Genomic DNA, 14,203 nt, shown 5'->3' with positions numbered 1-14,203 from the left:
GGTACTCATAAATCATAAAAGACTACAATTATGGTAGAATTTATATACTTTTGTTACCGGGTTAAATCAGTCTTCACATTTCAAAAGGGTAAATAATCACAGATGCAACAAATAGTAACGGAAGCAAAGTCTTATAACGGGGAAATCAAGAGCTTTGAAATTCTGGCCGTAGGGACAAGTAAAGAAGTGAGTCAGGCTATTGCTGCGTGGACAAAAAAAAATAAGGATGTAGTGGTTGATCTTTTAGAAACTGATCCAACCGAAACAGATGCGCCTTTTCCTGATGTACGGCTAACACATTCAAATTATACGGCAGATCTTCTTAGTGGGTACGATCTGATTATATTTAAATCCATTGACACTACTCTAGCACATACCGTACAAAAGGATGCACATAGTAAGGGAATCATCATTTCTATACTAAACGGAAACGTAAAGGAGCATTCAATAGAAGCCAACCATTTGCCGGGAGCAACATCTGGAAAACCCACAGTAACTGGTGATGTATACTGGAAAAGCATTGCGAATAAATGTTTATTTGCCCTGGCCTTTATTATTTTAGGTCATGTAGTATCCTCCTATTACCCTCTTCATAATATTACTAATGCTTTCAGGGCTTTTGCCGTTAATCTGGATCTGGATGCCGCCTTCGGATGGATGGTATTGGCGGGCTTTGTCGCGCAAATGGTAGATGGTGCCTTAGGTATGGGTTATGGTGTTATTTCGACTACTGTACTGTTATCTACTGGTCTTAATCCTGCAGCCATTAGTGGAAGTATCCACACTGCCGAGATGTTTTCCAGTGGAGCATCCGGTTATAGTCATTACCGCTTCGGAAACATAAATAAAAAACTTTTCAAAACACTGTTGCTCCCTGGCGTCCTTGGCGCTGTCGCAGGAGCTGTTCTATTGTCCTATCTGGGCGAAGAATACGGAAGCTGGCTTAGACCCATATTATCCGTTTATACGCTGCTATTAGGTTTGCGAATTTTAACCAATGCCTTTAAGCAAAAACGTGCCTCTCAAAAAGTGAAACATGCTGGCTGGCTGGCTGGTGCTGGTGGCTTTCTGGATTCTTTTGGTGGTGGTGGATGGGGACCGCTGGTAACCAGTACCCTTATTTCTAAAGGCAAAACGCCCCGTTATATTATCGGGACAGTAAGTCTCACTGAATTTTTTGTTACCCTGGGAAGTGCCTTAACCTTTTTCCTTATCTTGGGAACCAGTCATATTCAAACCATTGCCGGATTAATTATCGGAGGACTATTAGCCGCACCTCTGGCAGCAAAGTTAGCCGGGAGACTTAAAACTAAACCTATGCTGATCAGTGTAGGTACCCTGGTTATTATTTCAAGTATCCGTACTTTGTGGAAAACGCTTTCTGCAATCTAAATCCGTACTTTAGCGCAAAAGGCTGTTAAAGAAATCAGGATGACGAACTATTGGCTTACCCGGTATAAAAGTTTAAAATATGCGATAGAAGGCATTAGCGGATTTTTTAAAAATGAAGTGCATGCTAAACTTCATTTAATCCTTGCTACAATTACCATATTCATTTCGATATGTTGCGGCTTAACTGCGGTTGAGTGGCTGTTTGTTTTGCTGGCTATCACGCTGGTTTTGATAACTGAAATGATTAATACCTGCATAGAGCGCATCATGAACTACATAAGCAAAGATTATGATACAGATATAAAGATGATTAAAGACCTGTCAGCAGGGGCTGTATTAGTCGCGGCAGCATTTGCATGTAGTGTAGCTTGTGTAATTCTGTTGCCTAAAATCTGGGTTTTTTTGTAAGTTTTTAATCAGGTCCGTACTCCTTCAGGAAACAACAATCTTATTTCTTCAGAAAACGATTGATCAACTCCGCCATAACTTCTGACTGCGGATCACTTTCTCCATGAAGAGTCTCCGGTGTAGGAAGTGGGGCAGACTCAGTAGCCTTTTGTGGCTCCATAACAATGAGGTCGTCGTCAGTTAAACCCACCAAAGATTTGATTTCATTCAGCAATTTTTCATCATCCATCTGAACGATCCTTTCAACAATCTTAAACTTTAATGCAATGTCCATAGTTGAATATGTTATGCAAATGTAATATTTTTACATGCTTTCTTATTTATAAGAACGTATTAATATCATTAATATTGACAGCCAATTTTAATGTACCGTATATTTTATTAATATTAAATAGGGTAACAATCTTATTTACTATAAGTTGTATTTTTTTATTTTCATTATTTTTTCATGAAAATACACGCCTGCCTACGCAAAGAAACTTGCGCAAATACTTCATAATTGACTATTAAAACCATCAGATCCTTTTACTAAATCAAAAAATTCCCCTACAAATGCAGTAACGAAGAAAAAATGATCAGCCCTTTCCCCTATTATCATTTACGATTATTTAACGTACTTAGTTCCCCCATATAAAAAGTTGGGGAGCTAATTCCCTTTGGTGAAGTGAAAAAGATATACAGGTGGCATATATCCGCTGATTTCATGGGATCGATAACGATGTTGATACTTCCATCACTTCGTACCGCCGCAGCTACCTGGCTTAAAAAAGTAGAATTGTCGGGCCAATAGAATAACAGGGTAACTTCATCATCAACTGATGTACTTGGGGAGCGTGGTACCGGAATCCAGTAAACCCGTAAGCAGTTTTCAGTCATCCACAAGGCACAAGCATCAGCCGCTTTGGGTAATGAGCCATCGCTAATCATGATTCTCGAGAAGTTTATTCCACAGCCATCTGCGTTTAATGCATGCAAGGCGTTATAACTCACAGCCACGTTAGCTGCAGTGGTGTATTGCGTTTTCTTCCGGTCGCGGCCTTTTTCAATAACCGGAAGGATATCGTATATGAATTTCACAATTAACTGAAATTTCTCTCTTTGTAATAACTGTGCTTCAGAAGCTTGTTTGTTGCTTCTTTTAGGCAGTCCTTTAATGTAGTTTATCTTTTTCCAGTTACTGCCTACAACGCTGCCCACTTTGCCCGAAAAGGCACTGTTGGATCCTCCTTTAAATGTTCCCATTTTGTCTGTTTTGATTTTTTGATTAATATGCCCAGGATGGGTCGCTGTCTCTCAAAAGCATATTGCCCTTGTATCCTTCCAGTGGTAATTGATTATCATCCCAGTTCGAGCTGGATTCCAATTTTTCTTCTTTATCCGACGGAATAGAAAATGCGCCAACTATTTCAGCCGGACTAAATTCTTTAAGCCCAAGATCCTTTTTGCCAATAGCAAGATCCACTATAAAATAATGAAGGGACATGCATACCAGAAGTATCGATCCTGCAGGCACACACTCATCAAAATTCCATTGTACACCCGGAAAAACCGATCCGCTGAGTTCGATGTCCTGGAAGCCCATATTTTGATAAAACTCCTTTCTGAAATGAAAAGCACAAAGGGTAATGCGGAGTGTACAGTTTACATGCAAGTTTAATTTAGGAAAGATAAGGTCTTTGATGACTGAAAAGGAGGGTAAAGAAAAGCTTACCGTATCATTATCTTCAAGCCATACCGTTGGTCTGACCTTTAAAACCTTTCCCATTGGTGCATATTGATTGAACTGCAGCTGGAATAAAGGCCTCAGATCGGCGTCGTGTAAGTCGCGGGTCCCGATTCTCGTATTTTTACCCGACATAAAGGCTGACCGTATTGCTGTGTTTAATCTGTTGCAGAACCCGCCGTCCAGGCCAATATGAAAAATACTAAAAGCTAATCGGATACATCTAGCCGTATTACTGCAAAGTCCAAATTCAAAAGCTGTTATTTTGGAGTTTTCAACCTGATGTACTTGCACTGGTCTTTGCGAAACCGTTGGTTTATTATTGAGCAGACGATAAATGCTATCGCCTTTTTTTCCTTTCAGAAATCCATTTTTGTCTTGTATGGCCATTATATTGGTTTAATAAGGTTAAGTAATAGTAAAACATATAAAATAGGCAAAAGGTTATAGAAATGAAGGACTTATATAGGAATAATTAGGGTTAGATTATGAGTAATGCAAGGGTGATGCCACAGTGATGCCACAGTGAGGCCACCTTTTAATACAAGAACGTGGCCTCACTGTGGCATCACTGTGGCATCACTGTAACGTCAAGGGTAAACAGACCTTAATCTGGCTATTCGTTTGCCAAGGGGTATTTTGAAGCTGATTGGTGTTTTACAAGCGATAACCGGGGCTCAGATCTATTTTGCTCCATTAAAACTCTTATTATTAATTTGGCAACTCTTTTTATGAACCTGATAGCGAAGCAAAAGAAAAAAAACCGTAACTAGCGGTATTATATTTATTTTCGGTACTAACAGATGAATACGCCTAAGGGAACACCTCTTTTATCATCTCATTTAAATGCACTTGCAGGGATTTGCATCTTGTTTATTTGTGTTTTTTTTGTTTTTCCAACATCCGCTCAACAGCCGGATCTCAAGTTTGGTCATATTAAAAGCAGAGATGGCCTGTCGCAGAGTACAGTGAACTGTATGATACAGGATAAATACGGGTTTATTTGGTTCGGCACACAGGACGGATTGAATAAATACGATGGGTATAAGATGACTATTTATCGTAATGATGCAAGCAATCCTAAAAGTATTCTAAGGAACTATATTGAAAGCCTTTATGAGGATAAGCAGGGGAATATATGGGTCGGTACACTCGGAGCTTTAAGCAAATATGATCGGGCTTCTGACTCCTTTATTAACTATGTTCAGGTACTTAGCGATCCTAATTCATTAAGCAGCGAGTCGATTACTTGTATTTTTGAAGACAGCAAAGAAAATCTATGGATTGGTACACATTATAATTTGAATCTATTTGATCGTAAAACCAAGAAGTTTACACGAATAATGTACAATCCGGGCGATCCCACTTCATTGAGTGATTCTGATATCCTTTGTATTTATGAAGACAGCAGGGCTAATTTGTGGATTGGTACAGGCAATGGTTTAAATCGTATGGATAGCAAGAAGAAATTTAAACACTTTTTCCATAATGCTAAAGATCCTAATTCGTTAAGCTCTAATACTGTAAAAGCCATTATTGAAGATAAAAAGAAAAATTTATGGATCGGAACAATGGGTGGGGGGCTGGATTTATTTGATCCTAAAACCAATACATTTAAGCATCATAAAAACACGGGTCCTGATGATAATAGTATAGGTAATAATAATATAACCGCTTTAAGTGTTGATGCTTCAGGTAAACTTTGGGTAGGAACTCAGTATACACTAGATCTTTTTAATTATTCAACACAAACTTTCTATCATTACCTGTCAGATCCGAGTAAGACAACTTCTTTGTCTACTTTTTCCGTTACCTCTATATTAAATGATCGTAATGGAATTATGTGGGTCGGTACTTATGCTGGTGGTATAAATACATATGATCGGAATCTGCCTGTCTTTGACGTATATAGGAGCAACTCCTTTGATCAAAATACGCTAAGCAGTAATATGATTTCTGCCTTTGCTGAAAATGAAGATGGAAGTATCTGGGTAGGTACAGAGGGTGGTGGATTAAACTTACTGGACTTGGCATCCAAATCGTTCTCACGAATAAGTCCGATATCAAACACGGATAACTCATTAACCAACTACTCCATATTAGATATTAAGAAAAGCAAGTTCAGTGAAAAACTGTGGATTAGCTATTATGATGGAGGTATTAGCTCATATGAGCCATCTAAGCATATTTTTCAGCGTTATACAGTAGGTACTGGACCCAAGAACTTATCAAATAACTCAGTGTATACTTTGCTTGAAGATAGAAATGGAAATATTTGGATGGGCACCAATGGTGGTGGAGTAAATGTCCTGGATACAAAAACTAAGCTAGTGACCAGGTTCATGACTGATTACAAAAATGATGGCCGCAAGATAGCTAATAATTATATCAGGGCACTATATCAGGATCAGGCAGGAGATATCTGGATTGGTACGTTTTCTGGAGGGGTAAATGTATATCATCAAAAAACTAAAAAGTTCAGCTATTTTACTATGAAAAATAGCAATTTGAGCAGTGATATTATCCTTTCTATTTATGGTGATCGTAAAGGAAATATATGGTTAGGAACAATGGGGGGAGGATTATGCCGGTATGATGCGAAGACGAAAAAGTTTTCGAATTATGGGGAACGTGAGGGCCTGCCAGGAAACATTATTAATGCTATAGTGGAGGATCAAATGGGTGATCTTTGGATCAGTACCAACAATGGAGTAAGCAGGTTTAATTATAAAACTAAGGTCTTTAAAATCTTCTCTTTGAATAATGGACTGCAAAGTTTGGAGTTTAACAAAGGCTCGGGTTTTATTGATCATACTGGAAAAATTTATTTCGGGGGTTATTCTGGTTTCAACTTGATTGATCCTCTGCATATTCCTGTAAATAAAAATTTGCCACCTGTTTTGATACGGGATTTCCAGCTGTTTAATAAGCCGGTGCCAATTGGTCCAAACTCTCCTTTGAAACAGAATATATCGCTTACTAAAGAACTGGTTTTATCTTATGATCAAGCTGTGATTACTTTGGAATATACGGCATTAAGCTTTACCGCTGCAGATGAAACGCAGTATGCATATAAGCTGGAGGGATTTGATAAAGAGTGGACTTATACCAAAGACAGAAAGGCTTCTTATACTAATTTAGATCCCGGGTTTTATGTTTTCAGAGTGAAGGCTGCTAATAACGATGGATATTGGAATGAAAAAGGGACTAGTCTGCGTATTATTATTACGCCTCCGTTTTGGCTTACATGGTGGTTTAAGGTGCTTGGTGTGCTGGTTGTTGCAAGTGCTATTTATGCTTTTATTGTGTACCACACCCGTTCCGTAGTGGCTCAAAAAGTTATTTTAGAGAGACAGGTTAAAGAGCGTACAGCAGAAGTTGTTCAACAATCGGATCAGCTTCAGCATATGAATAATGAGTTACAAGCGCAATCTGAAGAACTTAAGTCACAATCTGAGAATTTGTATGAGTTGAATGAGGACCTGTTTAAACAAAAAGAGCAAGAGCGGCAGGCGCGTGAAGATGCAGAATCTGCTCGTCAGGAAGCAGAAAAAGCGAATCAGGCAAAAAGTATATTTCTGGCTACGATGAGTCATGAGATCAGAACACCTATGAATGGTGTGATCACGATGTCTTCTTTATTGTCGCAGACCAGTCTGAATACAGAACAGGATGAGTATGTTAAAATCATAACCAAGAGTGGAGAGTCTTTATTAGGGGTTATAGATGATGTCCTTGACTTCTCGAAGATAGAATCGGGGAATATGCAGTTAGACTTGCATGAGTTCAATTTGCGCGATTGCATAGAGTCTGTAATAGATCTCTTTTTAGTTAAAGTGGCAGAATCGGATTTAGATTTGATCTACGAGATTGATCCTGCTATTCCGGTTTTGGTTGTTGGCGATGATCTTCGATTACGGCAGGTGCTGATTAATTTAATAAACAATGCACTGAAGTTTACAAAACAGGGGGATGTACTGCTCAAGGTTGGTCGTCTGCAGGGATCATCAGATACTATTCCACTAGCTTTCTCGGTTCGGGATACTGGTATTGGTATTCCTGAAGATAAAATGGGGATATTATTCAAGGCATTTTCACAAGTTGATTCATCAACTACACGCACTTATGGAGGAACAGGATTGGGTCTTGCTATAAGCAAACGGTTGGTTGTTTTAATGGGTGGAAATATGGATGTAGTTAGTGAAGAGGGAAAGGGTGCAACTTTTAGTTTTACTATATTGACGAAAAAGTTAATGCGTGATCAGGACCCCTATTTTTTTACCTTATTCAATAAAGGGAAGAAAATATTGGTTGTAGATGATAATTTGACGAGCCTGCAGGGTTTCGGAAGACAACTGCAAAATTGGAATTATATTCCTAAACTAGCATCTTCAGGAGAGGAGGCTTTAGGTGTTCTTGCAGAAGACTCGAATTTCGAATTCATTATCACAGATTTAAAAATGCCATTAATGGATGGTGTTCAGCTTGCCGAAGCAATTAAGTTGAAATGGCCTGAGCTTCCTATAATTCTATTGTACCCTATTGGAGATGAAAGTAAAAGAAATTATCCCGATTTATTTAGTAGTACATTAACGAAACCGATTAAATATAGCCAATTGTTTCATTCTTTGCAGGTGCATTTAGTTGATTTACAGCTTAATGACGAAAAGGGGAAAAATGTGCTTTCAGAAAGTTTCGCTCTATCCTCACCGCTGAATATTCTTTTGGTAGAGGATAATTTAGTGAATCAATTAGTGGCAATACGCGTATTAAATAAATTGGGATACCAGCCGGAGGTGGCTAATAATGGCCTGGAAGCGGTTGAAATGTGTAGGTTAAAAACGTATGATTTAGTATTCATGGATGTGTTGATGCCAATAATGGATGGACTGGAAGCTACCCGGATTATAAGAGAAAGTACGTTGCCGCAACCTCAGATAGTGGCTATGACAGCAAATGCGATGTTTGAAGATCGTCAGCAATGTTTGCAGGCAGGTATGGATGATTTTTTAGCGAAACCTATTAAACTGGAAGAGTTAAAAAAGATTTTGAAGAAAACGGCATCCATTAAATGCTGATTATGCTTCCGTTCTTCTTTGTATTAATTTTTATCATTTAATTTCTGCACATACACAGAAGGCGACATGCCAAATTGCTTATGAAAGTTCCTTCCGAAATTAGTCTGGGAGCTGTATCCCACCATTTCTGAGATTTCGTATATTTTGTAATTCCCTTTTGCCAAAAGCTCCGCTCCTTTTTTGAGGCGGGCAATATGAATCAATTCATTAGGGGTGAGGTTTGATATCGCCTTGATCTTCCTGTATAAGGTTGGTCTACTCATATTCAGCGTCTCTGCAAGCTGTTTGACATCCAGTTCAGTATTCTCGATGTTTTTATAGATACTGTCATTCAACTTTTCCAGGAAGCTTTCATCGCCTTTATTAATGGCCATGGATTTGATGTGCACCAATGGAGAACTGATAAAATAATCAATGATCTTATTGCGGTTGGAAAGGAGATTTGCAATCTGAGCCTGCAGATATTCCGGTGAAAAGGGCTTATCTACATAGGCGTCGGCACCTAATTCAAGTCCTTCAATCTTAGCCTGTATCGTGTTTTTTGCTGTAAGCAGAATAACAAGAACATGACTGTATTCGAAATCAGATTTGATGGTCCTGCATAACTCATATCCATCCATCACAGGCATCATAATATCGCTGATCACCAGGTTTACTAAATCGCTGTTTAATATTTCCAGTGCTTCCTTACCGTTGGATGCTTTTAGAATGGTGTATTTTTCTTCCAGATCATCTTGAAGGAAATCAAGGATTTCTTCATTATCATCTACCAGGAGTATTACAGGTTTTGAAGAATATTCAGTCGTTATAGATTCAGAAGTCATGGTTTGCAATTTAATCTGCACACAAACATAGTGTTATTTCTTTTTCAATTGGCCGCTGAGGTAATCGGTCTTCTTAACAAATTTCATTCTGTTTGGCTAAAACAGATCAATAATTGAGATGATATTGAATAAGATTGAGACGTAACGAATAGTTTAATGTTAAACAAATGTTAATCTTTGTTTCAATGTTATTTTAATCATTTCGGCCAATTGAGATGATTATATTTAATCAAATAAATCAAATAAATGAACCTATTACTGCGCCTGGAGGAGAAGAACGCTATTTGTGCTATTCTCATAAATGATGATTGGTCAGGTGGCTTAAACAATAATCCGGAAAGTCTTAAATAATTGAACACTGATAAAAATGACTAGAATGAAACATCCTTTTTTGCAATTTACATGGTTGATTTACACCTTCTTTTTGGGAAGCAGCGTGTATGCACAACAGCAGACAGCACCTGCATATCCTTTAATTACGCATGACCCTTATTTCAGTATTTGGTCCACTACGGATGAGTTGACCGCTTCTCCTACTAAACATTGGAGCGGAACGGATCAATCAATCTTGGGATTTATAAAGGTTGATGGCACTATTTTTCGCTTTTTGGGAAAGAATGAAAAATCGTTTAAAACCATAGTGCCGGCATCAGATGAAAAAAGTTATACCGTACGGTATACAGAAACTACGCCATCTGTGGAATGGATGATGACTGGTTTTATTGATGGAAGCTGGAAAAATGGTACTGCACCTTTTGGAGATGACAAGAAGCTTGCAAAAACCAATTGGCAGAGTCACGATCTTTGGGTAAGAAGAGAATTTACGCTTGCTAACACAGATCTGAATAATCTTTTTTTGAAATTAATGCATGACGATAATGTTGAAGTGTATTTGAATGGCGAGGAAATTTATAAACATCAGGGTTATAACAATAAGTTTGAATACAAAAGCATCAAGGAATCAGTAAAGAAATCGCTTCGTAAAGGTAAAAATGTATTGGCTATTCATGTCGCTAATACTGCCGGAGGCAGATGGCTGGATGCTGGTATTGTGGAAGAAAAACCAGATCAGGACAATGCGATACAAGTTGCCAAACAAAATAGTTTAGAATTAAAAGCAACCCAAACGATTTATCAGCTTACTTGTGGAAAGGTAGATTTGACGCTTACTTTTACTTCTCCTTTGTTGCTGACTGATTTGGATATTTACTCCAGACCGGTATCTTATATCACCTCTAAGGTGAAGTCAAACGATGGTGCCTCACATGATGTGCAGGTTTATTTTGGTGCTTCATCTGCTATAGCGGTGAATACTCCGGAACAGGAAGTTGCTACTCAGAAGTATACTACCGGAGCTTTATCTGTTTTAAAGGCAGGGACTAAATCGCAGGAAGTTTTGAAAAAACAAGGAGATGATCTCCGGATTGATTGGGGATATTTTTATGTTGCAGTTCCCTCTTCATCACAAGCCATTCAATTTGTAAGTAATACCGGAGGTTCTATATCATCCGTTTTTGCTGCAATAAAGACAACGACATCGTTGAATGAAGGTAAACAATTGCTATTGAATACCGTGATTCCTTTTGGGAAAGTAGGCACGGCGGTAAAAGAGCAAGTGATTATGCTGGCCTATGACGATTTGTATTCGATTCAATATTTTAAAGAAAATTTGAGACCATGGTGGAATCAGGATGGTAAACAAACTATTGAAAAACAGTTAGGAATCGCATTTACAGATTATAAAAGTGTGATGGCTAAATGCACTGCATTTGATGAAGAGATGTATGCAAATGCGCTGAAAGCAGGTGGCACGAAGTATGCGGAACTTTGTCAGATGGTGTATCGTCAGGCTAATGCGGCACATAAACTCGTAAAGAGTCCACAGGGTGAATTGTTGTTTTTATCGAAAGAGAATTTTAGTAATGGATCTATCAATACCGTAGACCTTACTTACCCCTCAGCACCGTTATACTTAATTTACAATCCGGACCTGTTAAAGGGAATGATGAATGGCATCTTTTATTACAGTGAAAGCGGTAAGTTCAATAAACCATTTGCGGCACATGATATTGGTACTTATCCTTTAGCTAATGGACAGACTTATGGAGAGGATATGCCGGTAGAAGAATCGGGAAATATGATCATTCTTGCTGCTGCGATTGCCCGTGTGGAAGGTAATGCGGATTACGCTAAAAAGCATTGGAAAACCTTGACTATATGGGCAAATTATTTAATGAAAGAAGGATTTGATCCTGCTAATCAGTTGTGTACAGATGATTTTGCAGGTCATATGGCAAGAAATGCCAACCTTTCTGTAAAAGCTATTGTAGGCTTAGGCGCTTATGCGATGCTTGCTGATGAACTTGGAGAAAAAGAAGTGGCTCAGCGATTTAGAAGCAGTGCAAAGGAAATGGCCGGAAAGTGGAAGGTGTTGGCTGCTGATGGTGACCACTACTCTTTATCTTTTGGAAATAAAGGTACATGGAGTCAGAAATATAACCTTGTTTGGGATAAAATCCTGGGATTTGAATTGTTTCCTAAAGATGTTTATGCGGCAGAGATCAAGTATTACCTGACCAAGCAGAATGATTTTGGACTTCCTTTGGATAGTAGGAAGAGCTATACCAAATCAGACTGGATCATGTGGACATCCACATTAACTGATAATCAGCAAGATTTTGAGGCCTTGGTAGCACCAATTTATAAGTATGCCACCGAAACCACATCCAGGGTTCCGATTAGCGACTGGCATGAAACAACTGATGGGAAAATGGTTGGTTTTCAGGCACGAAGTGTGGTAGCCGGTTACTTCATTAAAGCATTGGACTATAAGTTGAATGCTCCGAAATAATAGGATATAAATTTAAGATTGAGAGCTCGTCCGGTTAGGACGGGCTCTTTTTTTTGGGGAATACTGAGTACATTTGTCTGTTAGCGAGATCTTCATTCAATTTAAAATCTATACTTTATTCATGGTTACATTAAAGGATGTTCACCAGCAATTTGCCTCTTACTTTCCGTCCCGGTATCTTCAACCGTATGCTTACCTGCTTTCTAAAAAGCTGAGTGAAGGGCATATTTGTCTGCTATTAAATGCATTGAAAGAGGATGATACGGTATTATCAGATGACTGGTTAGCTTACCTTGATCAACCGGATCGGCTTTCAAAGGAGGAATTGGTGGCTGTGAAACCGTCAGAGCGGCAGCCTTTTGTGCTATTAAATAACAGGCTGTATTTGCATCGTTATTTTCAATATGAAACGATTATACTGAACAAGATTGTGGCTTCGATAAAGTCGGAAAAAGAGTTAATGTCTCAGCGTCTTTCGGTTCTAGATGGTCATCGTGCGTATATACAGGAGTTGTTCCAAAAAAGTGGTTCTGCAGCGTCTGTGGGAGATCAAAGGACGGACTGGCAACTGGCGGCAGCGCTAAGTGTCGTTCTTCAGAATTTTACAATCATTACAGGGGGACCTGGAACTGGAAAAACCACAACGGTAGCAAAGGTTCTGGCACTTTTATTTACGTTAAACCATTCGTTGAAGGTTGCCTTAGCGGCACCAACAGGTAAAGCAGCTGCCCGAATGGGTGAGTCGCTCAAGAAAGCGAGTTCTTCTGATGATCAGGAGATGAATAAGCGGTTTCAGGCACTTGAACCTTCCACGCTTCACCGGTTGCTGGGTTATATTCCGGATTCGCCGTTTTTTAAGCATAATCATGATAACACGTTGAATTACGATGTGATTATTGTAGATGAATCCTCCATGATTGATGTGGCTTTGTTTGCCAAACTCATGGATGCGATTGGTACCGGAACGCGTTTGATTCTTTTGGGTGATAAAAATCAGCTCGCTTCTGTAGAAGCGGGAAGTTTGTTTGGGGATCTTTGTCTTGCTCAGGAAAGGTTGAATGTGTTTAGCACTCCGCAGGCGGAACTAATTAACTCGTTTATTAAGGATAGCGCTTCTCAGATTTCTGTTGAGCACCAGTCGGGCCACTCAGGCCATCCTTTGTTTCAGCATATAGTAGAGTTGATGTTCAGTCACCGGTTTACAGGAAATAGTGGAATAGGGCGCTTTAGTAAAGCAATTTTGGGTAATGACAGGCCGGTGATTCATGAGTTTATTACTAATGCCTCAGGAGAACAGGTGCAGGTGGATACTGCTTATTCGGATAAGCTATTTCAGTCGTTTGTTCAGGGTTATGAGGAATATATAAAGGAAAAAGATCAGGTTGTGGCGTTACGTAAATTTAATAATCTAAGGGTCTTATGCGCGGTTAGAGAAGGTGTTCATGGTTTAGCTGCGGTAAACAGTAAGATTGAAAAGTACCTCGAAGATAAACGGTTGATTAAAGTGGACAGGGAATTTTATGAAAACCGTCCCATCATTGTCACGAGTAACAATTATAACTTAGGTCTTTTTAATGGCGATATTGGCCTTATTAGACCTGACGATGCCGGTGTGTTTCATGCCTGGTTTGAAAATAAAGAGGGCGAAGTCAAATCCTTTAGTCCGGGTTTTATAAAGAATTGCGAAACGGTATATGCTATGACCATTCATAAGAGTCAGGGATCTGAATTCAACCAGGTACTAGTTGTTTTGCCGGACGATTCGAATAATAGTATTTTAACACGAGAGCTGCTGTATACGGCAGTTACGCGCGCCCGGACCTATGTATTGCTTCAGGGATCTGAAGAGGTTATTGATGAGGCTTGCAGCCGTGTGGTGGAAAGAGCCTCCGGGATTGTGGAACGTCTTAAACTGGAAGAAAATTAA

General features: G+C 39.0%; 9 protein-coding genes. 5 read left to right on the top strand and 4 right to left on the bottom strand.

The features are described 5' to 3' along the window. The first annotated feature begins 102 nt into the window (after positions 1-102). Positions 103-1,392, top strand: a complete 1,290-nt coding sequence (locus BFL47_RS01485) for a sulfite exporter TauE/SafE family protein (RefSeq protein WP_083256931.1) — start codon at positions 103-105, stop codon at positions 1,390-1,392. A 39-nt stretch (positions 1,393-1,431) separates the two neighbouring features. Then, positions 1,432-1,800, top strand: coding sequence for a diacylglycerol kinase family protein (locus BFL47_RS01480; protein WP_069658004.1), 369 nt, complete (start codon positions 1,432-1,434; stop codon positions 1,798-1,800). Positions 1,801-1,840: 40 nt separating this feature from the next. Here BFL47_RS01480 and BFL47_RS01475 read toward each other — a convergent pair whose 3' ends face one another. The 3 genes from BFL47_RS01475 to BFL47_RS01465 form a co-directional block, all read right to left on the bottom strand. Further along, positions 1,841-2,074, bottom strand: coding sequence for a hypothetical protein (locus BFL47_RS01475; protein WP_069658003.1), 234 nt, complete (start codon positions 2,072-2,074; stop codon positions 1,841-1,843). Between the two features lie 320 nt (positions 2,075-2,394). Continuing rightward, positions 2,395-3,042 (bottom strand): DUF6266 family protein, encoded by a 648-nt coding sequence (locus BFL47_RS01470; protein ID WP_069658002.1) that lies wholly within the window; start codon positions 3,040-3,042, stop codon positions 2,395-2,397. 22 nt (positions 3,043-3,064) lie between these two features. Beyond that, positions 3,065-3,913 carry a hypothetical protein gene (locus BFL47_RS01465; protein WP_069658001.1) on the bottom strand — a complete coding sequence of 283 codons (849 nt, stop codon included), beginning with the start codon at positions 3,911-3,913 and terminating at the stop codon, positions 3,065-3,067. A 413-nt stretch (positions 3,914-4,326) separates the two neighbouring features. Here BFL47_RS01465 and BFL47_RS01460 point away from each other — a divergent pair, with 413 nt between their 5' ends. After that, positions 4,327-8,601: a hybrid sensor histidine kinase/response regulator gene (locus tag BFL47_RS01460; RefSeq protein WP_083256930.1), complete on the top strand. Its 4,275-nt coding sequence runs from the start codon at positions 4,327-4,329 to the stop codon at positions 8,599-8,601. 23 nt (positions 8,602-8,624) lie between these two features. On the opposite strand, the gene BFL47_RS01455 is transcribed toward BFL47_RS01460, so the two are convergent. Then, positions 8,625-9,425 carry a response regulator transcription factor gene (locus BFL47_RS01455; RefSeq protein WP_083256929.1) on the bottom strand — a complete coding sequence of 267 codons (801 nt, stop codon included), beginning with the start codon at positions 9,423-9,425 and terminating at the stop codon, positions 8,625-8,627. Positions 9,426-9,801: 376 nt separating this feature from the next. Between BFL47_RS01455 and BFL47_RS01450 the strand changes: the two genes are divergently transcribed. Both BFL47_RS01450 and recD read left to right on the top strand, forming a co-directional pair. Next, the gene (locus BFL47_RS01450; protein WP_069657999.1) at positions 9,802-12,276 is read left to right on the top strand and encodes a glutaminase family protein; all 2,475 of its coding nucleotides are present in this window, start codon (positions 9,802-9,804) and stop codon (positions 12,274-12,276) included. 121 nt (positions 12,277-12,397) lie between these two features. Continuing rightward, positions 12,398-14,203 (top strand): exodeoxyribonuclease V subunit alpha, encoded by a 1,806-nt coding sequence (recD, locus tag BFL47_RS01445; RefSeq protein WP_069657998.1) that lies wholly within the window; start codon positions 12,398-12,400, stop codon positions 14,201-14,203.

It is taken from the genome of Arcticibacter eurypsychrophilus, assembly GCF_001730525.1.
GTDB lineage: Bacteria > Bacteroidota > Bacteroidia > Sphingobacteriales > Sphingobacteriaceae > Arcticibacter > Arcticibacter eurypsychrophilus.
The sequence above is the reverse complement of the archived record's forward strand: the minus strand, read 5'-3'. Positions and strand labels throughout refer to the sequence as shown.